We start from the raw sequence: 21,558 nt of genomic DNA on the forward strand, positions 1-21,558 counted from the left end.
CCAGGCGCCCGCGCCAGAAGCGCTGCCGGGGCCTGGTTGCTGCCTGTGCTGCGTACTGCTCGATGCGTACTGCGGGAACTACAGGATCTTTTCCAGGAAAGCGCGGGTGCGCGGTTCTTTGGGATGGCAAAAAACCTCGTCGGGCGTACCGGATTCGATGATGCGGCCGGCATCCATGAACAGGGCGCGGTCGCCCACGTCGCGGGCAAAGCCCATTTCGTGGGTGACGACGGCCATGGTCATGCCGTCGCGCGCCAGCGCCCGCATCAGTTCAAGAATGCCGCCGACGGTTTCGGGGTCGAGCGCCGAGGTGGCTTCGTCAAACAGCATCAGCTTGGGGTCCATGGCCAGGGCGCGGGCGATCGCCACGCGCTGTTGCTGACCGCCGGAGAGCTGGCTGGGGTAGCGGGCGCCGTATTCGCCCATGCCGACGCGGTCGAGCAATTCGCGGGCATAGCCTTCGGCCTGCGCGCGGTCGCGGCCGCGCACCACGCGCTGCGGCAGCGCCACGTTGTCCAGCGCGGTGCGGTGTTGGAACAGGTTGAAGTGCTGGAACACCATGCCCACGTTGGTGCGCCAGCGGTTGACGTCGGTGGCCGGGTCGGTCAGCGACACGCCGTCGACCTGGATGGTGCCGCTGTCGATGCGCTCCAGCCCGTTCAGGGTACGCAGGAACGTGCTCTTGCCCGAGCCCGACGGCCCCACCACCACCAGCACCTCGCCGCCATTCAACTGGCAATCGATGCCCGCCAGCGCCAGGTGGTCTGGCTGGCCGTCGCGCTGGTAGGTCTTGGTGACCCCCTGCACTTGCAGCAAAGGTTCTGACACGAGCATCGCCTTCAAAAAAAGGTTTCGCATTTCGCGTTGGAGTTTCGTATAGTAAATTTATTTCCAGAATCGCCACTTAGGCATAACCCTTAAGCGAAGGCATTCCTTCGCCGGCAATCTCCAAGGAACCGGTATGGACACTCCCCAAGACATCCTGCGCGCGCTCGGCTTGAACCCTGACGCTCTGAGCGGCGGCACGCTGGTCGCCCGCAGCCCGATCGACGGCGCCGAACTGGCCCAGGTGCACGAGCACACCGTGGCGCAGGCGCACGCGGCCATCACGCGCGCCCGCCAGGCCAGCCTGGCCTGGCGCGACGTGCCGGCGCCGCGCCGGGGGGAACTGCTGCGCCTGTTGGGCGACACGCTGCGCCAGCACAAGCGCGAACTGGGCCAGCTGGTCAGCCTGGAAGCCGGCAAGATCCTGGCCGAGGGCGAAGGCGAGGTCCAGGAAATGATCGACATCTGCGACTTCGCCGTCGGCCTGTCGCGCCAGCTCTACGGCCTGACCATCGCGTCCGAGCGCCCCGGCCACCGCATGATGGAAACCTGGCATCCGCTGGGCGTAGTGGGCGTGATCAGCGCGTTCAACTTCCCGGTGGCCGTGTGGTCGTGGAACGCCGCGCTGGCGCTGGTCTGCGGCAATGCCGTGGTCTGGAAGCCGTCTGAAAAGACGCCGCTGACGGCGCTGGCCTGCCAGGCGCTGTTCGCCCAGGCCGCGCAGCGCTTCGGCGACGCGCCGGCCGGCCTGTCGGAAGTGCTGATCGGCGGCCGTGAAGTCGGCGAAGCGCTGGTCGACTCGCACGCCGTGGCGCTGGTGTCGGCCACCGGCTCGACCCGCATGGGCCGCCAGGTCGGCCCGCGCGTGGCGCAGCGCTTTGGCCGCGTGCTGCTGGAACTGGGCGGCAACAACGCCATCATCGTCGGCCCCACCGCCGACCTGGACATGGCCGCGCGCGGCATCGTGTTCGGCGCCATCGGCACGGCCGGCCAGCGCTGCACCACCACGCGCCGCCTGATCGTGCACGAAAGCGTCGCCAATGATCTCTTGCAACGCCTGCACAAGGCCTACGCCAGCGCGCCCATCGGCAACCCGCTGGATGGCAAGAACCTGGTGGGCCCGCTGATCGACCAGGCCTCGTTCGACGCCATGCAGGCTTCGCTCAAGGCGGCCGCCGAACAGGGCGGCAAGATCACCGGCGGCGAACGCGTGCTGGCCGACCAGTACCCGGACGCCTGGTACGTGCGCCCCGCCATCGCAGAGATGCCGGGCCAGACCGACGTGGTCTGCCACGAGACCTTTGCGCCCATCCTGTACGTGATGCGCTACACCGACTTCAACCAGGCGCTGGCGTTGCAGAACGGCGTGCCGCAAGGCCTGTCGTCGGCCATCTTCACCAACGACCTGCGCGAAGCCGAGACGTTCCTGTCGGCCTCGGGGTCGGACTGCGGCATTGCCAACGTCAACATCGGCACGTCGGGCGCCGAGATCGGCGGCGCATTCGGCGGTGAAAAGGAAACCGGCGGCGGCCGCGAGTCGGGCTCGGACGCCTGGCGCAACTACATGCGCCGCGCCACCAACACCATCAACTACTCGCGCAACCTGCCGCTGGCGCAAGGCATCAAGTTCGGCGAGTAAGCCCGCCTAGCCGCTGCAACCGCCCCGCGCATTGTCGACAATGCGCGGGGCGTTTACGTTTGCGGCCCCTGCAATAGCGCATTGTTGTTGCATGCCCTACATACGATTAGTCTGACTTACAAAATGTAGCTCGGGTCGATGCTACATTTCTTCGTCACAAATCCAACCGGCTTCTCATATCCATGCCTCGACGCATCGCCCTTCCCCTGCGCACCCTGACCGCCGCTCTCGCTCTCGGCCTGGCCGGCACCGCTGCCGCCGGCGTGTCGTACCGGCTGGACCGGCCGTCCGCCGCACCCGGCGATACGGTCACCATCGAAGCGGTGTATTTCAATGAAGGCAACGCCCGCGCCACCTGGGAAGCGCCGCCCGAACTGGTGCTGCAATGGCGCAGCCAGGACGGCCAGATCGTGCGCAGCCTGGCCAAGCTGCAGGGCGGCAAGGCCAACTACAGCGTGCCGGTCAACAATTTCGCCCGCATGTCCTGGAGCGCGGTCGTGCCCGCCACCGCCCGCGGCCTGCAGGCCATTGCCATCGAAGGCCAGCCGGCCATGATGGCGCTGGACGCCACCGGCCGCGACAGCGGCACCGTCGCCAGCACGCCCGCGCCCGGCCCCGTGGTCGATGCCCGCACCGGCCAGCCCGTGCCGCCGGCCGTGGTGGCCGCGGCCGGCGCATCGCCCGAAGGCGGTCCGGCGCCAGACACCGTGGCCGTTTCGACCTACCAGCAATCGGCGTTCGATCATTTCCGCAGCGCGATTTCGGAATACAAGCCGGTGTACTTCGATATCGGCACCCGCGGCCAGACCACCGCACGTTTCCAGATCAGCGCCAAGTACCGGTTGTTCAGCCCGTCCGGCAACCGCCCGGCCACCTGGGGCGAGAATTTCTACCTGGGCTACACCCAGACCTCGCTGTGGGACCTGCAGGGCGATTCCATGCCCTTCATCGACACCACCTTCAACCCCAGCCTGTTCTGGCTGTCGGACAACATGTGGCAGTCGGAAGACCAGGCCTGGCGCCTGGGGCTGAACACCGGCGTCGAACACAATTCCAACGGCAAGGCCGGCGAAGATTCGCGCTCGGTCAACAACGCCTACATCCAGCCGCAGTTCAACTACCGCTTCGACGGCGGCAGCACGCTGACGTTCGCCCCCAAGGTCAAGGCCTACTTCGGCGTGGCCAGCGAAAACTCGGACTACGCCGACTACGCCGGCCGGGTCGACTGGAACCTGCGCTGGGCGCAGGACAACGGCGCCGTGGTGTCGGCGATGTACCGCCAGGGCGACCAGCGCCGCCGCACCACGCAATTGGACTTCGCCTGGCCGCTGCAGCGCACCTGGCTGAACATGAACGGCTACCTGCACCTGCAGTACTTCAACGGCTACGGCGAAACGCTGCTGGGCTACAACCAGCGCAACGATTCGCAGTTCCGGATCGGCTTGTCGCTGGTGCCGTAGGCCTGACGCGGGCGCAGGCGCTGGCCAGGCGCCCTAGCGCCCCCAGCGCAGCACCAGCGGGTCCAGCCGCCGCGCCACGTCCAGCAGGCCCTGCCGCACTTCCGGCCGCATGGCCGCAAACGGATGGCGCGGCGCGTCGCAGTCGATGACGCCGCCCGCTTTCATCAACGCCTTGGCAGTCAGGATGCCGCCCTGGCGATTCTCGTAGTTGATCAGCGGCAGCCAGCGCTCGTACAGGCGGTAGGCCTCGTCGGCACGGCCGTCGCGGTGGGCCTGGATGATCGGGCGAATGCCGTCGGCAAAGCCGCCGCCCGTCATCGAGCCCGTCGCGCCCGCGTCCAGGTCGGGCAGCAGCGTGATGGCCTCTTCGCCATCCCACGGCCCTTCCACCGCCGCGCCGCCCAGCGCGATCAGGTCGCGCAGCTTGCTGGCCGCGCCGGCGGTTTCGATCTTGAAGTACGACACCTGTTCGATCTCGCGCGCCATGCGCGCCAGCAGCGCAGCCGGCAACGGCGTGCCACTGACGGGTGCGTCCTGGATCATGATGGGAATGTCCAGCGCGTCCGAGACCTGCTGGAAGAACCCCACCACCTGCTCGTCGGACACGCGGATCGTGGCGCCGTGATACGGCGGCATGACCATCACCATGGCCGCGCCCTGGTCCTGCGCGCGGCGGCTGCGGGCCGCGCAGACGCGGGTGCCGTAATGCGTGGTCGTCACGATGACCGGCACGCGTGCGGCCACGTGCTCCAGCAATGTGCGCGTAAGCGTCTCGCGTTCGTCATCCGACAGCGAGAACTGCTCGGAAAAGTTGGCCAGGATGCACAGGCCGTCCACGCCCGAGTCGATCATGAAATCCACCGCGCGCTTCTGGCCGGGCAGGTCCAGTTCGCCGGATTCGGTGAAGATGGTGGGCACCACCGGGAAGATGCCGCGATAGCGCGGCGCCCGGCCTGGCGTGGCGGACACCGATGCCGCCGTCGTTGTCGTCGTCATGGCGCTTACTCGATGATGTTGAAGTCTTTCAGGTGTTCGGTCTTGAGCGTCAGGCCCAGGCCCGGCTTGTTGTCATCCAGGTCGATGTGGCCTTCGCGAGCCACCGGTTCGCCATCGAAGAGGTAGTAGAACAATTCATTGCCCACTTCCACATCGAACATGGGGAAGTATTCGCTCATGGGCGAGGCCAGCGTGCTCATCGTCAGGTGATAGTTGTGCATCTGGCCGGCATGCGGAATCACCGGCACGCTGTAGGCCTCGCACAGCGCATTGATCTTGTGCGCCGCGGTGATGCCGCCCACCCGGTTGGTGTCGTACTGCACTACCGACACCGCCTTGCGGTCCAGCAGCTGCTTGAAGCCGTACAACGAAAATTCGTGTTCGCCGCCCGAGATCGGAATGGACGTCAGCTGGTTCAGTTCGGCGTAGCCGTCGATGTCATCGGCAATCACCGGCTCTTCCAGCCAGCGCGGTTCGAACTTTTCCAGCTTGGGCAGCATGCGCTTGGCGTATTCGAGGTTCCAGCCCATATAGCATTCCAGCATCAGGTCGGTGTCGTAGCCGATCACCTCGCGCACCGCCTCGACCGATTTCAGGTTTTCGGACACGCCGTGCTGCAAGTGCGCCGGGCCGTAGCCAAAGCGCATCTTGAAGGCCTTGAAGCCCTGGTCCAGATAGGTCTGCGCCTCTTCCTGCATGGCTTTCAGGTCGCCGCGGTACAGCTTGGAGTAGTAGACCGGAATCTTCTCTTTGGTGCGTCCGCCCAGCAGCTTGAAGACCGGCTTGTTCACCGACTTGCCCAGGATGTCCCAGATGGCCAGGTCCACGCCCGAGATCGCCGCCATCGTCACGCCCTTGCGGCCCCAGGCGTGGGTGGCGCGGTACATGCGCTGCCACAGGTATTCGTAGTCCCAGGGATCGTGGCCCACCACCAGCGGCGCCAGGTACTGGTCGATGATGGCCTTGGCGATGCGCGGCGCCAGCGCCACGTTGCCCAGCCCGACGATGCCGTCATCGGTCTCGATCTCGACCACCGTCCAGCCATGAAAGCGGAAGGTACTCATGGTTTCCTGCGGCGAATACAGCAGGTCCATCGCGTTGGAGCAGAAGTTGCCTTGCGGCGGCACGGTCTTGCCGGTCCATTCGTAGACGCGCGCACGGACGGATTTGATCTTCATGGGAGGTTCCTGCGTAAGGGGTCGAACGAGTCGGAAAACGAAAAAAACGCGAAGGCGGACGGCCGCTTCAGGCCGCAGCAGCGCGCATGGCGCGATGTGACAAGCCCATGCGGCAGGCAATGCGAAACGCCTGCCAGGTGGCTTCGACATTGGCGCGCCCCTGGCCCGCGATGTCGTAGGCCGTGCCGTGGGCCGGCGTGGTGATCGGAATGGGCAGCCCGCCCTGCACCGTCACCCCGCGCGAAAAGCCCAGCAGCTTGATCGCGATCTGGCCCTGGTCGTGGTACATCGTGACAATGGCCTGGAACTCACCGGCCTGCGCCTTCAGGAAGATCGTGTCCGCCGGAAACGGCCCCTGCACCGGCAGCCCTTCCTGGTTCAGCTGGCGCACGGCCGGCGCAATGATGTCCACCTCTTCGCGCCCGCACGTGCCGCCGTCGCCGCCATGCGGATTGAAGGCCGCCACCGCCACGCGCGGCTCGGCCACGCCATTGGCCTGCAACGACTGGTAGATCAGCCGGGTCGCGGCCTTGATGCCGTCGATGCTCAGGGCTGCCGCCGCGTCCTTCAAGGGAATGTGCGAAGACACGCGCGACGTCCACAGGTCGCCCAGCGTATTGAATTCGCAGAAGTAGCCCGTCACGCCCAGATACTGCGCAAAGTGGTGCAGCTCGTCGTCGTGGCGCAGGCCGCCCTGCTTCATCGCAAACTTGTTCAGCGGCGCAAAGCAGATGGCGTCGATGTGGCCATCGCGCGCCGCGTCCATGCAGGCGTTCAGCACGCGCAGCACCGACGCACCGCCGGCCGCCTGGGCCTGGCCGACCGTCACGTCCTGCTGGCGCACCGTGTCCATCGCCAGCCAGGCGGGCGCGGCGGTGTCCGGCCGCGCGCGCACCGCCTCGATGCTGTCCACCGCCTGCGTGACCACCTGCACGCCGGCCACCCGCTGGCCTTCACGCCACAGCCATTCGTCGCCCACCAACACGATGTTGGCCTGCTGCGTCGCATCGGGCCGCGCCAACAGGCGCGCGATCAGCTCGGGGCCGATGCCGGCGGGGTCGCCCAGTGTCAGGGCAATGACGGGTTTGATATCGGGATTCATGCTGCGGCTCATTCCACGGAAATATGGTTCTTCTTGATGATGCCGGCGTAGCGCTGGTTCTCGGCCTGGTGGAACTGCGCGAACTGCGCCTGGCTCATCGGGTTGATATCGGCGCCGATCGCCTGCAGGCGGGCCTGCGTGTCGGGCAACGCCAGGATGCTGTTGACGGCGTCGTGCACCCGCTGCTGCACGGCAGTCGGGGTCGCGCTGGGCATGTAGATGCCGTACCAGGCGCTCATTTCGACGCCGGGCACGCCGGCCTCGGCCATCGTCGGCACGTCCGGCAACTGCGGATTGCGCTTGGCGCTCAGCACCGCCAGCGCGCGCACCTTGCCGCTCTTGACGTGCGGAATCACGGACGACGCCGTTTCGAAGGCAATCTGCACCTGGCCGCCCATCAGGTCCACCATCGCCGGGCCGCTGCCGCGATACGGAATGTGCGTCATCTGCACCCCCGTCGCGTCCTTGAACAGTTCCGCGGCGATGTGCTGCGTGCTGCCCGACCCGCTGCTGGCGAAGTTGTATTCGCCCGGCTTGCGCTTGAGCAGCGCGATCAGTTCCTGCACCGACTGGGCCGGCACCGCATTGTTCACCACCAGGATATTGGGCACCGCGCCCACGAACACCACCGGCGTCAGGTCGCGGTCGTTGTCGTAGCCCAGCTTGAGCAGATGCGGCGCAATCGCGTGCGCCGTCGACACGCCCATCACCATCGTGTGGTTGTCGGCCGACTTGGCAGCCAAGTCCGCCGCCAGCGTGTTGGACGCGCCCGGCTTGTTCTCGACCACCACCGTCTGCTTGAGCATCGGCCCCAGCTTGTCCGCCACCGCACGGGCCATTGCATCGGTGCCGCCGCCGGGCGCCGAGCCCACCAGCAGGCGCAGCGGCCGCGTCGGCCAGTCGGCGCTCTGGGCGTACGTGGGCAGTGCGGCGGACAGGCACAAGGCACCGGCCGCCAGGGCGGCGCATAGCCGAATCTTCATGGTTGTCTCCTTGGGGGTTTATCGCCCCTGAGGGGCTTTGTTATGGGTGCATCTTAGAAACAAGCGCTGTTTCCGTAAAATGAAACTTTTGCACCAACCGTTCACCTCAGGCGATCAATCATGGAACGCGTTCCCAACGTCCCCGCCCTGCTGGCCCGTTTGCGCATGCGGCAGATCGTGCTGCTTCTGGCCATTGAAGAACGCGGCACCCTGCGCGCCGCCGCCGCCCAGCTCAACATGACCCAGTCCGCCGCCAGCAAGATGCTGCACGAACTGGAACTGGCTATCGGCCAGCCGCTGTTCGAACGCGTCGGCCGCGGGCTGGCTCTGACGGCCGCCGGTGATTGCGTGATGGGTTACTTTCGCGGCCTGCGCGGCACGGTGTCGTCCCTGGCCCGCGAGCTGGAAGAATTGCGCCTGGGCAGCGCCGGCAAGTTGTTCATCGGCAGCATCATGGCCGCCTCGCCCGGCCACCTGACCGACGCCCTGCTGCGCCTGAAACAGACCTACCCCTTGCTGGCCGTGGAGATATCCACCGGCACCAGCGACCTGCTGATCCAGCGCTTGAACGAAGGCAAGCTGGATGTCGTCATCGGGCGGATGCTGACGCTGTCAGAGCGCCACTACGTCTTTCGCCCCATCGGCGACGAAGCCCTGTGCGTCATCGCCGCCACCGGCCACCCGCTGGCCCGCCGCAAACGCGTGACCTTCGACGCCCTGCAGGCCTACCCCTGGATTCTGCAACCGCACGGCAGCCCCATGCGCGACGTGATGGAACAGGAATTCCGCAGCCACAACGCCACCCTGCCCAAAGGCCTGATCGAATCCGCCTCGATCCTGACCACCACCAACCTCGCCATCAAATCCGACATGCTGGGCGTCATCCCCGAATCCGTCGCCAGCCGCTACGCGCACCATGGCCTGCTGGCCATCATTGCGTATCAGATTCAGCAATCGCTGACGGCGTTCGGCAGCATCGTTCCCAAGGATCGGCCATTGAGTACCGCGGCCAAGCACTTCGTGGAATTGCTGCACGGGGCGGCATAGAAGGGAATTGACGTCTATGCGCCCTGCGCGTCTGGCGCTTGCTCCGGGCTCAACAGGGCCTCGATCGATGCGCAGTCATTGATACGGAATACCACTTCCAGGTCGTGCCGTTGATTGCCCTGCCATCCCAACGCGCAATCTCGCAACACCTGCAGGTAAATCTGCAAGTCTTCCCGGCGAATGTTCGGCAGGCGCTGATGGACCAGCACGATCTTGGGGCAAGGCACCCAAGCCAGGTCCCTGAGACCGGCCGCAAGCATGTCCCAATTGCATCGAAAGTATTTTGGAAACCAAAGCAGGAAGTACAGCGACTTCACCAAGTCTTTCGTGGTTTCTATTTTCGGATCGACCCGCACGCAAAACGCTTCCGCCGCGTCATAGGACGGCATCCGTTCGACAAACCTGAATGGCAGCATATTGGATTCCTGTAGTTGAAGGGCCTTGGCGCTACCTGCCTATAGTGCCGCACCTGGCGCCGTATCGCGCCGCCTCACAGGAAAATCGGACCAATCCTGCAACCTGGGGGTCTTGATTCATCTTCAGATGATGTCTATCCGGGAATGCGGGCCGCCACGCCCCGCAACGGGCTGAACATCGACGGCTACCTGCACCGGCATTGCGGCCGGCCGCACAGCATTTTTCCCACCACGCCGACCTGACGGCGCCCCGCGTCACGCCGCTCGTAGCCCGTCTGGCGGCGGCTCTCGGTGTCGAGCAACCTCGATGCGCCCGAGGGAATCTGAAGGGAAGGCCGAAGGCCTGGACGAAGATGACGAGGGGGAAGTCCGGAGCGAAGGCTCCGGACCGCAATCGTGGGCGCTCGACACCGAGAGCCGCCGCCAGACGGGCGGCCTACGAAGCCACAACGCAACCTAAGAAACGACAACGCAACCTACAAATCCTCATCCTCTTCCACCCGAGGCATCAGATAAGCCGTCAATGCACTGGAAGCCCCCGCCATCGCCCAAAGCAAAAAGAACGACACCGTATAGAACCCCACCCGCCCCGAAGGCACGTACCCCATCACCGCCACATCCAGCGGATCGATCAAGGCAAACACCACCGCGCTGCCCACCGCCGCCGCCAGAAACGACGGCCACAGTATCCACATCAGTGACTTCAACCCCATGGCGTGCCTCCCGGATTCATCAACGCGCCGCGGACGTCGTCGACGTCGCCGCAGGATCGGCCGGTTCGATCACCAGCCCCCGCTTGACCACCCCTTCCACGATCGGCTGATTGCCGAACTGCGTATAGGCGAAATAGATCGTGATCGCGCACCCCACCACCGCCAGGAAAGGCCCCGCCATCAGAAACCAGGGCCAGGGCTCCCGATACCAGGGCTTCACCGTCAGCGGCGCGGCAACATGGGCAGTATTCATCGTCGGCATCCTTCTCAAGACTCAATCGGCTAAGGGGTTCCACACGGAACCGGATTCAATCGGGAACATAGAAACTGGCGGCTTCGTCGGTCTCGATCGACCGATTCTCCTGATCATGCGCGCGGGCCCGCAACGTGATCGCATGCGCGCCCGGCTCGGCCCCCGCCGGCGCGCGGATCACCATCGGCACCAGCTTGTTCGCCGCTGCCTCGACCTCCACCACATCCGATCCGCTCTGCCCGGCCAGCACCGCCAGCCCCGGCATGCCATCGGCCGACAGCCGCAGCCGCATCGGTGAATCCGACGTATTGATGATCTGCAGCCGGTACACGTTTTCGATCATGCCGCCGGCCACCTCGCGGCCCAGCGCGCCGCGGTCGCGGATCACGTCCACCCGCAGCGGATTGCGCAGCGCCAGCGACACCACGAACGCCACCGCCAGCCCCAGAATCAGCGTGCCGTAGATCAGCACCCGCGGCCGCAGCAGGTGCGAACGCGCGCTTTGCGTCGACAGGCCGTCCAGCATCGCCCGTTCCGACGTATAGCGGATCAACCCCGACGGGTACTGCATCTTGTCCATCACCTGCTCGCAGGCATCGATACAGGCGCCGCAGCCGATGCACATGTATTGCAGGCCTTCACGAATGTCGATGCCGGTCGGGCAGACCTGCACGCACAGGCTGCAATCGACGCAATCGCCCAGCCCCGCCGCCTTGTGGTCGATCTTGCGCGAGCGGCCGCCGCGCGGATCGCCGCGGCGCTTGTCGTAGGTGACCACGAACGTGTCCGGGTCCACCATCACGCTCTGGAAACGCGCATACGGGCACATGTACTTGCACACCGACTCGCGCATGAAGCCCGCGTTGCCCCAGGTGGCAAAACCGTAGAACAGCATCCAGAACCATTGCCACGGGCCCAGTTGCAGCGTGAACAGTTCGTGGCCCAGCTCGCGGATGGGCGCGAAATAGCCGATGAAGGTCGATCCCGTCCACCAGGCCAGCGCGATCCACAGCGCATGCTTGGTGACCTTGATGCGCGCTTTGCGCCAGGACCAGGGCGATTCATCCAGGCGGATGCGCGCAATGCGGTCGCCTTCGATCTTGCGCTCGATCCACATGAAGATTTCGGTGTAGACCGTCTGCGGACAGGCGTAGCCGCAGAACAGCCGCCCGGCCACGGCGGTGAACAGGAACAGCGCCAGCGCCGAGATGACCAGCAGCACAGCCAGGTACACCACGTCCTGCGGCCACAGCACCAGGCCGAACAGGTAGAACTTGCGCGCGCCCAGGTCGAACAGCACGGCCTGGCGGCCGTTCCATTGCAGCCAGGGCAGGCCGTAGAAAATCAGCTGGGTGAGAAAGACGAATGCGATGCGCCAGCGGGCGAAAATGCCGCTGACCGACCGCGGATAGATCTTGCTGCGCACGCCGGCCAGCGTCTGCTCCAGCGTTTCCTGGCCGGGCCGCGGCGGCCGCGTGTGCGGCCGCCAGGGTGGCGGGTCGCCGCCAGGCGAACTGCTGACGCTTGCGGTTGACCCATCATCCATGTGCTGCTCCGTGCGGTAAGTCCATGTGATATGGGGGCTGCCGGCAGGCAGCGCCCCCACCTATGCGCCGCCTACTTGGCCGCGGCCTGCTGCGCCGGTGCGGCGTCCGGCTTGTTTGACAGCCCCCAGACCCAGGCCGTCAGGATCTTGATCTGCTCGGGGCTGAGGATGTCGCCGTGGGCCGGCATGCGGTTGTCGCGGCCGTCCAGGATCGTCTTGACGATGGTGGCTTCCGAGCTGCCGTACAGCCAGACGTCGTCCGTCAGGTTGGGCGCGCCCAGCGCCTGGTTGCCCTTGCCGTCGACGCCGTGACAGGCAACGCAGTAATTGGCGAACTCGCGCTTGCCGCGGAACACGCGCACGGGGTCTGCGGTCAGGCCCGACAGCGAACGCACGTATTGCGCGATGTCGCCGGCGGTCTTGGCGTCGATGGCGGCCTTCCAGGGCGGCATCATGCCGATGCGGCCATTGGTGATGGTCTGCGTGATGGCTTCGGGCGAGCCGCCGTGCAGCCAGTCGCCGTCGGTCAGGTTGGGAAAGCTGGGGCCGCCCTTGGCGTCCGAGCCGTGGCATTGCGCGCAGGTGTTCAGGAACAGGCGCTGGCCGATTTCACGGGCGCCGGGGTCGGCAGCGATCTGCGGCACCGTCATGGTCTCGAAACGCGCGTAGATGGGGCGCACCGCGTCGGCCATCTTGGCCTGCTGGCGCGCCACTTCGTCGGCGCTGCTGTAGCCCAGCTGGCCCTTGTATTCACCCAGGCCGGGCATGAAGAACAGGTAACCCAGCGCGAACACGCAGGCCAGCAGGTACATCCAGGTCCACCAACCGGGCACCGGGTTGTTCAGCTCGGTCAGGTCGCCGTCCCAGACGTGGCCGGTGTCTTCCACCTGGCCATTGGCCGGCTTGGTGCTGAGCCAGCGGCGCTGCGTATACAGCAGCCACACGCACCAGACCACGCCGCCCACCGCGACGATCGAGATGAAATACCCCCAGAAGCCATTGACGAAATCGCTCATGACCGATCCGCTCCATCTTGTTGTGCCGGCCCGAATTCATCGGGCAGCGCGAACGGCAGCAGGGCCGATTCGCTGTTGGCATGCTGGCGGCCGCGCGAGCAGGCCCACCAGACGATGCCGATAAAGGTCGCCATCGAAATGGCGGTGACGATTGCGCTCAGGAATGCCATGGTCAGCCTCCGGTGGCGGCCGCACCCGCGGCAGGAGCGGCAGATTGCGCGGCAGCGGGTTGCGCCGCCTTCCTGGCTTCTTCAGCCTTCTTGGCCTCTTCCGCCTTCTTGGCCTGCTGCGCCTTGCGCACGCCCACGCCCAACCCTTGCAGGTAGGCCACCAGCGCGTCCTCTTCGGTCTTGCCTTCGATGGCCTTGGGCGCGGCGGCGATGTCTTCGTCCGTGTACGGCACGCCCAGGGCGCGCAGCGCGCGCATGCGCTGGTCCACGTTCTGGCCGGTGATCACCGTTTTCTGCAGCCACGGGTAGGCCGGCATGTTGGACTCGGGCACCACCTTGCGCGGGTCGCGCAGGTGGATGCGATGCCAATCATCGGAATACCGCTCGCCCACGCGCGCCAGGTCGGGACCGGTGCGCTTGGAACCCCACAGGAAGGGGTGGTCGAACACCGATTCGGATGCCAGCGAATACGAGCCGTAGCGCTGCACTTCGGCCGCCAGCAGGCGCACCTGCTGCGAGTGGCAGCCGACACAGCCTTCGCGGATGTAGACGTCGCGGCCCATCAGGCGCAGCGCGCTGTAGGGTTCGACCCCCGCCACCGGCTGCGTCGTGCTGTGCTGGAAGAACAGCGGCACGATCTGGACCAGGCCCGCGAAGGACACCACCAGGATGCTGGCAATGATCATCCAGCCGATGTTCTTCTCAAGCGTCTGGTGAGAAAAGAAGCCTTGTTGCTTGTTGGCCATGATGTCCTCGTCAAACGGTGGCCGGCGCGGCGGCGGCGATGGCCGGTGCGCGGGTGGCGTGGGGATCGTCTTGCGGAATCGCGGGGTTGACGGCCTGCGCGCCGCGCACCGTCTTCCACACGTTCCAGGCCATGACCAGGACCCCCGACAGGAACAGCGCCCCGCCCAGCAAGCGGATCAGGTAATAGGGCACCCGCGTCTTCAGTTCTTCGACGAAGCTGTAGACCAGCGTGCCGTCCGGGGCCGTGTCGCGCCACATCAGGCCCTGCTGCACCCCGGCGATCCACATCGCGGCGATGTACAGCACCACGCCGATGGTGGCGATCCAGAAGTGCAGTTCGATGGCCTTGACGCTGTACATCTTTTCGCGGCCGTACAGGCGCGGGATCAGGTAATACAGCGAGCCGAACGAGATCATCGCGACCCAGCCCAGGGCGCCCGAGTGCACGTGGCCGATGGTCCAGTCGGTGTAGTGCGACAGCGCGTTCACGGTGCGGATCGACATCATCGAACCCTCGAAGGTGGCCATGCCGTAGAACGACAGCGCGGTCACCATGAACTTCAGGATCGGATCGGTGCGCAGCTTGTACCAGGCGCCCTGCAGCGTCATGATGCCGTTGATCATGCCGCCCCACGACGGCGCCAGCAGGATCAGCGAGAACGTCATGCCCAGCGACTGGGTCCAGTCGGGCAGCGAGGTGTACAGCAGATGGTGCGGGCCGGCCCACATGTACGTGAAGGCCAGCGCCCAGAAGTGGACGATGGACAGTCGGTACGAATAGATCGGGCGGCCGGCCTGCTTGGGCACGAAGTAATACATCATGCCCAGGAAGCTGGTGGTCAGGAAAAAGCCCACGGCATTGTGGCCGTACCACCATTGCACCATCGCGTCCTGCACGCCCGCATAGGCGGAGTACGACTTCCACAGCGTCACCGGCATCTCGATGTTATTGAAGATGTGCAGGATGGCGATGGTGAGGATGTACGAGCCGAAGAACCAGTTGGCCACGTAGATGTGCTTGGACCGGCGCTTGATGATGGTGCCGAAGAACACGATGGCGTAGGCCACCCAGACCAGCGTGATCAGGATGTCGATCGGCCATTCCAGTTCGGCGTATTCCTTGCTGCTGGTAAAGCCCATCGGCAGGGTGATGGCGGCAGCCACGATCACGGCCTGCCACCCCCAGAAGGTGAACGCGGCCAGCCGGTCGCAGAACAGGCGGGTCTGACAGGTGCGCTGCACGACGTAGTACGAGGTCGCGAACAGCGCGCTGCCGCCGAACGCGAAGATTACCGCGTTGGTGTGCAGCGGACGCAGGCGGCCGTAGCTCAGCCAGGCGGTATCGAAGTTCAACTGAGGCCAAATCAGCTGCGCGGCGAGAAAAACGCCCACAGCCATGCCGACAATGCCCCAGACCACCGTCATGAGCGCGAATTGCCTCACGATCCTGTAGTTGAAGGTATCGGCCTTGCTTGCGATTGCGGCGCAATCGTTCATCACCCTTCCCCTAAAAGAAACAAATAGCTCCAGGTTTCAATGATGGGGGGACGCGCGCAAACGGGTGTTGATATGCGTCAAACCCGGCAGAGGGCGCCGGGGAACTCGCGGCAAGAACGCGACAGGTGGCTCAGCCGCGGGCCGCCGGTCCGCTGTCGTCGTCGCGCAGGATGGCCGCGCCGGCGCTGTCGGTGTCGTCGTACTGGCCGTTGAATACGGCCCACCACAGGAACACGCCGATGGCGAACACGAACAGCAGCGACAACGGCAAGAGCAGGTAAAGGATGGTCATGGCGCGGCTTCCAGCGCGCCGTCGGCGGCGTCGCGGGCGCTGCCGTCATGGCGCGTCAGACGCCACGAGTTATAGGCCACCGCCAGCGACGACACCAGCATGGTGATCGCGGCCAGCCAGGGCGTGACCCAGCCCACCAGCGCCAGCGGCGTCATCAGCAGGTGCCAGGCCAGCGAGCCGTGCAGGTTCTGGCGCGCCTTGCGGCGGGCGCGTTCCAGCAGCGCGTCCAGCGCCGCGTCGGGCATGGCCGGGTCGGCCGCCAGCGCGGCATGCGCCGAGGCCATGGCGGTGGGCACCGCCATCGACATGGCACAGGGACAGCTCATCACCAGCAACGCCACCATCACGGGCACGCTGTGCGCCGGATCAATGTAGGCCCAGACCGCACCCGCCCCCAGCGCCAGCGCCACCTGCGCCAGGACGAAGCGCGAGGCCAGGCGGTCGGCGCCGGCGCCCAGCGCCAGCCGCTGCGCTTCGACCCGCGCATGACGCAGGCCGCCCGCGGCGCCGCCGAACGACTGGCGGGCGCACAGTTCCAGGTAGCGCGCCGTCAAGAGGAACGCGACGAACATGGTGACCGAATCGAAATAGACTTCGCCGCGCCCGGTATAGGTGGCGTGGACGCTGGGAATGAAGGCGGCGACGATGCCCAGGGCGACGGGCACGTCCATGCCGGCGCGCCCCTGGCGCAGGTTGGCGCCCGCGTGGCGCCAGATCGGCCAGGCCGAATACAGCACCACGGGCACGGTCAGCGCCAGGCTGGCCCAGTTCATCAGCACGATCGCCCAGTCCAGCGTGTCCAGCGCATCCTTGGGGATGCCTTCATGGCGCAGGTAGCCGGGCCAGGCGAACATCATCACCTGCATCATCGCCAGCCAGGCCAGCGACAGGCGCACCAGCGCATGGCGGCGCTGCTGGCGTTCGTCGTCAGACAAGGTCGCCGGCACGGCGAAGATGGATTTTGCTCGCATGCGCCGATGGTAGGCCGCGCCCGCGCCCTGCGCCTTGATGTGGATCAAGCTCCGCGCCGGATCCCGGAGGGATCAGGCCATCAGGGCCGCCGTGCCCGCAGCACTGCCACCACTGCCCGCATCAGGGTGTCCAGGTCCTGCCCGTCGATGGTCAAGGCCGGCGTCAGGTAGACCACGTTGCCGAACGGGCGCACCCACACGCCCGCCTCGACCAGGCGGCGTTTCAGGGCCTCGCGGTCCTGGATGCCGTCCAGCTCGACCACGCCGATGGCGCCCAGCACCCGCACGTCGCGCACCCAGTCCAGCTCGCGGCACGGCGCCAGGCCCGTCGCCAGCGCCGCCGAGATGGCCTGCGCCTGGGCCAGCCGGGGTTCGGTCTCGAACAGGTCCAGCGACGCGTTGGCGGCGGCGCAGGCCAGCGCGTTGCCCATGAAGGTGGGGCCATGCATCAGGGCATGCGAGGGGTCGTCGGACCAGAAACCGTCGAACACCCGCTGGCTGGCCACGGTGGCGGCCAGCGGCAGGGTGCCGCCCGTCAGCGCCTTGGACAGGGTGATGATGTCGGGTTTGATCCCGGCCTGCTCGAAGGCGAACATCGTGCCGGTGCGGCCAAAGCCGGTGAAGATCTCGTCGAAGATCAGCAGCAGGCCGTGGCGGTCGGCCAGGGTGCGCAGGCGCCGCAGCACCTCGGGATCGTGCAGCAGCATGCCGCCGGCGCCCTGCACCAGCGGCTCGACCAGCATGCCGGCCAGCTGCGGCCCGCGCGTTTCCAGGAAGGCGTCCAGGTCGGCCATGGCCGCATCGGTGCGCGGCAGGTCGACGATGTCGTGTTCGGCCAGCATGCCGCGAAACAGGCTGTGCATGCCTTCGTCCGGGTCGCACACGGCCATGGTGCCGAAGGTGTCGCCGTGGTAGCCGCCGCGGAACGCCAGGAAGCGGCTGCGGCCGCGTTCGCCCTGGTTCAGCCAGAACTGCACGGCCATTTTCATGGCGACTTCCACCGCCACTGAGCCCGAATCCGTATAGAACACACGGTCCAGCCCCGGGCCGAGCAGGCCGGCCAGGCGCCGCGCCAGGGTCAGGGCGGGTTCGTGGGTCAGCCCGCCGAACATGACGTGCGGCATGGCGTCCAGCTGGGCCCGCACCGCCTGGGCGATGTGCGGGTGGTTGTAACCGTGGCAGGCGGTCCACCAGGACGCCACGCCGTCGATCAGCTCGCGGCCATCGGCCAGTTCCAGCCGGCTGCCGCGGCTGCGCACCACCGGCAGGGGCGGCGTGGCCGTTTTCATCTGGGCATAGGGCAGCCAGATATGGGGCTGGCCCTGGGCCACCCAATCGGGGGTCTGCATGTTTCACCTCCACTACAATGGCTCGCATTCTACGGCCTGGCCCGGCCTTCCCTCCGGCGCCGGCCGCTGCGGGAAATCGTCATGTCTAAGCTGGATCCTCTGTTTTCTTCCGAATTGGCGCAGGCCGAATCGCGCCACGTGCGCCGCCGGTTGCGCACCGCCACCGCGGCGCCGGCCGGGCGCATCGAGATGGGCGGCGCGCCCGCGCTGAACTTCTCCAGCAACGACTACCTGGGCCTGTCCAAGCATCCGCTGTTGATCGAGCGGTCGCGCGAATGGGCCGCCCGCCATGGCGCCAGCGCCCAGGCGTCGCGCCTGGTGTGCGGCAACCTGGACCTGCACGAACAGGTCGAGGCCAAGCTGGCGCGCTTGAAGGGGACAGAAGCCGCGCTGCTGCTGGCCTCGGGTTGGCAGGCCAACGCCGCCGTGCTGCCGGCCCTGCTGCGCGCAGCGCAAGGCCAGGGCGACGTGCAGGTCTACGCCGACAAGCTCAACCACGCCAGCCTGCACCACGGCTGCCAGGCGGCCGGCGTCAAGCAGATCCGCTTTCGCCACAACGACCTGGACCACCTGGAAGCCCTGCTGGCCGCCCGGGCGGGGGCCGATGCGCCGCCCGCCGTCCGCTTCATCGTCACCGAAAGCGTCTTCAGCATGGACGGCGACCGCACCGACGTGGCCCGCCTGGCCGCGCTGGCCGACCGCTACAACGCCTTTGTGTATCTGGACGAGGCCCACGCCACCGGCGTGCTGGGCCCGCGCGGCATGGGCCTGGCGGGGCTGGCGCCCGGCCGCATCGACCTGGCGATGGGCACGTTCAGCAAGGCGCTGGGCGGCTTTGGCGCCTACGTCGCCGGTTCGCGCGCGCTGTGCGACTACCTGGTCAACGCGTGTTCGGGCTTCATCTACACCACGGCGCTGCCGCCGGCCGTGCTGGGCGCCATGGACGCCGCGCTGGACCTGGTGCCCACGCTGGACGCCGAACGGGCGCGCCTGGCGGCCTCGGGCGACCGCCTGCGCGTCGCCTTGCGCGAACAGGGCCTGGACACCGCCGACTCGTCCACCCAGATCGTGCCCGCCATGGTGGGCGAGGCCGACCGTGCACTGGCGCTGGCCGCCAACCTGGAACAGCGCGGCCTGCTGGCCGTGGCGATCCGCCCGCCCACGGTGCCTGCCGGCACCAGCCGGCTGCGCATTGCCCTGAGCGCCGCACACCGCGACGCAGACATCGACCGCCTGATCGCCGGCCTGGCCGCTGCGCTTGCCTGATGCAGAACGTGCCCTTGCAAGCGCCGACCCTGCTGTTCGTGCACGGCTGGGCCTTCGACGCCGATGTCTGGGCGCCGCTGGCCGCCGCGCTGCACGATTTTCCCCAGGCGACCTTCGACGCCGGTTACTTCGGCCCCGCGCGCACGCCCTGCCCCGACGGGCCGGTGATCGCCATCGGCCATTCCCTGGGCGTGCTGCGGCTGCTGCGCGAGCAGCCCACCAATGGCATCGGCCTGGTGTCCATCAACGGCTTCGCACGCTTTGCCGCCGCGCCGGATTTCGCCCAGGGCGTGCCGCCGCGCATGCTCGAGCGCATGCTGGCCCGCCTGGCGACGCATCCCGATGCGGTGCTGCGCGATTTTCGCCAGCGCTGCGGCGATGACGGTGCGTTCGGAGCGCCCGACGTCGATGCGCTGGCGCGCGACCTGCAGGTGCTGCGCGATGCAGACCAGCGCGCGGCATTGGCCGCCCTGCCGGTGCCGAGCCTGGCGCTGGCCGGCCGCGACGACCCCATCGTGCCCGCCCCGATGACGCAGGCCACCTTTGGCGACGGCGTCCACTGGCGCGAGGGCGGCGGTCACCTGCTGCCGGTCACCGACACCGACTGGTGCGCCGCGCAGATCCGCGCCTTCCTGGCCCGCCTGGCGAGCGCCGCATGAATCGGGCGTCACGCAACACCCGGATCGGCGAGCGCTTCGGCGCCGCCGCCGACCAGTACGACGCCCACGCGCCCGCCCAACGCATCACGGCCGAACGGCTGGCCGACGACATTGTGCGGCTGCCGCTGCCGCCCAACCCGCGCATCCTGGAAATCGGCTGCGGCACGGGCCTGTTGACGCAGGCGCTGGCCGCGCGGCTGGGTCCGGCGGACTGGACCATCACCGACATCTCGCCCGCCATGCTGGCCCGCGCACAGCAAGGCCCGGCGCTGCCCGGATGCGCCCGCTACCAGGTGCTGGATGGCGAGCATCCCGACGGCCTGCCCGGCGGCTACGACCTGATCTGCTCCAGCCTGGCGGTGCAATGGTTCACCGACCTGAACGCGGGGCTGGGCCGGCTGGCCGCCCTGCTGGCGCCCGGCGGCCACCTGGCCGTGGCCACGCTGGCCGCGGACACCTTCGCCGAATGGCGGGCGGCGCACCGCGCCGTCGGCCTGGCGGCGGCAACGCCGCGCTACCCCGCCGCCCACGCCATCCGTCCGGCCAGCGGCAATCTGGCCGGTGGCGTGCACAGCGAACGACTGATACAACAACATCCTGACGGCCTGCATTTCCTGCAGGCGCTCAAGGGCATCGGCGCCACCACGCCCGCGCCCGGACGGGCGCCGCTGGGCGCCGCCGCGCTGCGGCGGGTGCTGGCGCAGTTCAACCAACAAGGAGCCACGGTGACGTATCACCTGGCCTACGGCATGTGGAAAAACCCAACTGATTCCGGCCTCAAGGGCGTATTCGTGACCGGCACCGACACCGGCATCGGCAAGACCCTGGTGTCGGCCATCCTGGCCCGCGCCTGGAATGCCGACTACTGGAAGCCGGTGCAGACCGGCGTGGCCGAGGAACCCGGTGACACCGACACCGTCGCGCGCCTGGCGCAATTGCCGCCCGAACGCCAGCACCTGCCTGCCTACGTGCTGCAGGCGCCGCTGTCGCCCTGGGCCGCCGCGCCGCTGGAAGACGCGGAAATCGACGCCACCGCCATCGTGCCGCCCCGCACCGACGCTCCGCTCATCATCGAAGGCGCCGGCGGCCTGTACGTGCCGATCGACGACAGTCACATGATGATCGACCTGATCGCGCGCCTGGGCCTGCCGGTGGTGCTGGCCGCGCGCAGCGGCCTGGGCACCATCAACCACACCCTGCTCAGCCTGGAAGCGCTGCGCCGCCGCGCCATTCCGGTGCTGGGCGTGGTGATGAGCGGACCCCTGTCGGCCGGCAACCGCGAAGCCATCGAACGTTTCGGCAACGTGCGCGTGCTGGCGGAAATTCCGCCGCTGGACCGCGTGGATGCCGCTGCCGTGGAAGCCCTGGCGCGCACGATCGCGCCGCTGGACGAGTGCCTGGCAGCGCTGGACGGGCCGGCCTGACCCCGCCCC

General features: G+C 67.2%; 22 protein-coding genes. 6 read left to right on the forward strand and 16 right to left on the reverse strand.

All coding sequences use genetic code 11. From position 1 onward, the window contains the following. Positions 1 to 78: 78 nt before the first annotated feature. A complete protein-coding gene (locus tag U858_RS0114155) occupies positions 79 to 834 on the reverse strand; it encodes an amino acid ABC transporter ATP-binding protein (RefSeq protein ID WP_029953859.1) in 756 nt (251 codons plus the stop codon). A 127-nt stretch (positions 835 to 961) separates the two neighbouring features. On the opposite strand from U858_RS0114155, the gene U858_RS0114160 reads away from it, so the two are divergent. Next, positions 962 to 2,464: an aldehyde dehydrogenase family protein gene (locus U858_RS0114160; protein ID WP_025137809.1), complete on the forward strand. Its 1,503-nt coding sequence runs from the start codon at positions 962 to 964 to the stop codon at positions 2,462 to 2,464. Between the two features lie 182 nt (positions 2,465 to 2,646). Further along, a complete protein-coding gene (locus U858_RS0114165; RefSeq protein WP_042884962.1) occupies positions 2,647 to 3,924 on the forward strand; it encodes a phospholipase A in 1,278 nt (425 codons plus the stop codon). Positions 3,925 to 3,957: 33 nt separating this feature from the next. On the opposite strand, the gene U858_RS0114170 is transcribed toward U858_RS0114165, so the two are convergent. The 4 genes from U858_RS0114170 to U858_RS0114185 all read right to left on the reverse strand — a co-directional run bounded on the left by U858_RS0114170 (position 3,958) and on the right by U858_RS0114185 (position 8,183). After that, positions 3,958 to 4,920: a dihydrodipicolinate synthase family protein gene (locus tag U858_RS0114170; protein WP_025137811.1), complete on the reverse strand. Its 963-nt coding sequence runs from the start codon at positions 4,918 to 4,920 to the stop codon at positions 3,958 to 3,960. A 5-nt stretch (positions 4,921 to 4,925) separates the two neighbouring features. Continuing rightward, entirely contained in the window at positions 4,926 to 6,098 is a 1,173-nt protein-coding gene (locus U858_RS0114175) for an L-rhamnonate dehydratase (protein ID WP_025137812.1), read from the reverse strand. A gap of 67 nt (positions 6,099 to 6,165) precedes the next feature. Next, the gene (locus tag U858_RS0114180) at positions 6,166 to 7,200 is read right to left on the reverse strand and encodes a 4-hydroxythreonine-4-phosphate dehydrogenase PdxA (RefSeq protein ID WP_025137813.1); all 1,035 of its coding nucleotides are present in this window, start codon (positions 7,198 to 7,200) and stop codon (positions 6,166 to 6,168) included. A gap of 8 nt (positions 7,201 to 7,208) precedes the next feature. Beyond that, positions 7,209 to 8,183: a tripartite tricarboxylate transporter substrate binding protein gene (locus tag U858_RS0114185; RefSeq protein ID WP_025137814.1), complete on the reverse strand. Its 975-nt coding sequence runs from the start codon at positions 8,181 to 8,183 to the stop codon at positions 7,209 to 7,211. Positions 8,184 to 8,303: 120 nt separating this feature from the next. Between U858_RS0114185 and U858_RS0114190 the strand changes: the two genes are divergently transcribed. Further along, positions 8,304 to 9,230 carry a LysR family transcriptional regulator gene (locus U858_RS0114190; RefSeq protein WP_025137815.1) on the forward strand — a complete coding sequence of 309 codons (927 nt, stop codon included), beginning with the start codon at positions 8,304 to 8,306 and terminating at the stop codon, positions 9,228 to 9,230. Positions 9,231 to 9,244: 14 nt separating this feature from the next. Here U858_RS0114190 and U858_RS0114195 read toward each other — a convergent pair whose 3' ends face one another. From U858_RS0114195 to U858_RS0114250, 11 genes are all read right to left on the reverse strand, one after another. Beyond that, positions 9,245 to 9,646 (reverse strand): barstar family protein, encoded by a 402-nt coding sequence (locus U858_RS0114195; RefSeq protein WP_025137816.1) that lies wholly within the window; start codon positions 9,644 to 9,646, stop codon positions 9,245 to 9,247. A 476-nt stretch (positions 9,647 to 10,122) separates the two neighbouring features. After that, positions 10,123 to 10,359, reverse strand: a complete 237-nt coding sequence (locus U858_RS0114205; RefSeq protein WP_025137817.1) for a hypothetical protein — start codon at positions 10,357 to 10,359, stop codon at positions 10,123 to 10,125. A 19-nt stretch (positions 10,360 to 10,378) separates the two neighbouring features. Continuing rightward, the gene (locus U858_RS0114210) at positions 10,379 to 10,612 is read right to left on the reverse strand and encodes a FixH family protein (protein WP_025137818.1); all 234 of its coding nucleotides are present in this window, start codon (positions 10,610 to 10,612) and stop codon (positions 10,379 to 10,381) included. A gap of 55 nt (positions 10,613 to 10,667) precedes the next feature. Then, positions 10,668 to 12,158 carry a cytochrome c oxidase accessory protein CcoG gene (gene ccoG / locus U858_RS0114215; RefSeq protein ID WP_025137819.1) on the reverse strand — a complete coding sequence of 497 codons (1,491 nt, stop codon included), beginning with the start codon at positions 12,156 to 12,158 and terminating at the stop codon, positions 10,668 to 10,670. 71 nt (positions 12,159 to 12,229) lie between these two features. Further along, positions 12,230 to 13,174, reverse strand: a complete 945-nt coding sequence (gene ccoP, locus U858_RS0114220; RefSeq protein ID WP_025137820.1) for a cytochrome-c oxidase, cbb3-type subunit III — start codon at positions 13,172 to 13,174, stop codon at positions 12,230 to 12,232. Further along, positions 13,171 to 13,344 carry a cytochrome oxidase gene (locus U858_RS0114225; RefSeq protein WP_025137821.1) on the reverse strand — a complete coding sequence of 58 codons (174 nt, stop codon included), beginning with the start codon at positions 13,342 to 13,344 and terminating at the stop codon, positions 13,171 to 13,173. The genes ccoP and U858_RS0114225 overlap by 4 nt, the downstream gene beginning before the upstream one ends. A gap of 2 nt (positions 13,345 to 13,346) precedes the next feature. Beyond that, the gene (ccoO, locus tag U858_RS0114230; protein ID WP_025137822.1) at positions 13,347 to 14,090 is read right to left on the reverse strand and encodes a cytochrome-c oxidase, cbb3-type subunit II; all 744 of its coding nucleotides are present in this window, start codon (positions 14,088 to 14,090) and stop codon (positions 13,347 to 13,349) included. A 10-nt stretch (positions 14,091 to 14,100) separates the two neighbouring features. Further along, positions 14,101 to 15,588 carry a cytochrome-c oxidase, cbb3-type subunit I gene (ccoN, locus tag U858_RS0114235; RefSeq protein ID WP_025137823.1) on the reverse strand — a complete coding sequence of 496 codons (1,488 nt, stop codon included), beginning with the start codon at positions 15,586 to 15,588 and terminating at the stop codon, positions 14,101 to 14,103. Positions 15,589 to 15,718: 130 nt separating this feature from the next. Continuing rightward, the gene (ccoS, locus tag U858_RS34805) at positions 15,719 to 15,880 is read right to left on the reverse strand and encodes a cbb3-type cytochrome oxidase assembly protein CcoS (protein WP_025137824.1); all 162 of its coding nucleotides are present in this window, start codon (positions 15,878 to 15,880) and stop codon (positions 15,719 to 15,721) included. Continuing rightward, positions 15,877 to 16,851, reverse strand: a complete 975-nt coding sequence (locus U858_RS0114245) for a membrane protein (RefSeq protein ID WP_025137825.1) — start codon at positions 16,849 to 16,851, stop codon at positions 15,877 to 15,879. Before U858_RS0114245 ends, ccoS begins: the two co-directional genes overlap by 4 nt. 80 nt (positions 16,852 to 16,931) lie before the next feature. Further along, positions 16,932 to 18,200: an adenosylmethionine--8-amino-7-oxononanoate transaminase gene (locus U858_RS0114250; RefSeq protein WP_025137826.1), complete on the reverse strand. Its 1,269-nt coding sequence runs from the start codon at positions 18,198 to 18,200 to the stop codon at positions 16,932 to 16,934. An 81-nt stretch (positions 18,201 to 18,281) separates the two neighbouring features. Here U858_RS0114250 and bioF point away from each other — a divergent pair, with 81 nt between their 5' ends. From bioF to bioD, 3 genes are read left to right on the forward strand one after another with little or no spacing between them, the layout of a single operon-like run. Then, positions 18,282 to 19,466, forward strand: a complete 1,185-nt coding sequence (gene bioF, locus U858_RS0114255) for an 8-amino-7-oxononanoate synthase (RefSeq protein WP_025137827.1) — start codon at positions 18,282 to 18,284, stop codon at positions 19,464 to 19,466. Between the two features lie 8 nt (positions 19,467 to 19,474). After that, positions 19,475 to 20,125, forward strand: a complete 651-nt coding sequence (locus U858_RS0114260; protein WP_369797673.1) for an alpha/beta fold hydrolase — start codon at positions 19,475 to 19,477, stop codon at positions 20,123 to 20,125. Then, positions 20,122 to 21,549 carry a dethiobiotin synthase gene (gene bioD, locus U858_RS0114265; RefSeq protein WP_025137829.1) on the forward strand — a complete coding sequence of 476 codons (1,428 nt, stop codon included), beginning with the start codon at positions 20,122 to 20,124 and terminating at the stop codon, positions 21,547 to 21,549. The genes U858_RS0114260 and bioD overlap by 4 nt, the downstream gene beginning before the upstream one ends. Positions 21,550 to 21,558 lie beyond the last annotated feature (9 nt).

The sequence above is a fragment of the Achromobacter sp. DH1f genome (assembly GCF_000633435.1).
In the GTDB taxonomy this organism is placed as follows: Bacteria; Pseudomonadota; Gammaproteobacteria; order Burkholderiales; family Burkholderiaceae_B; genus Achromobacter; species Achromobacter deleyi.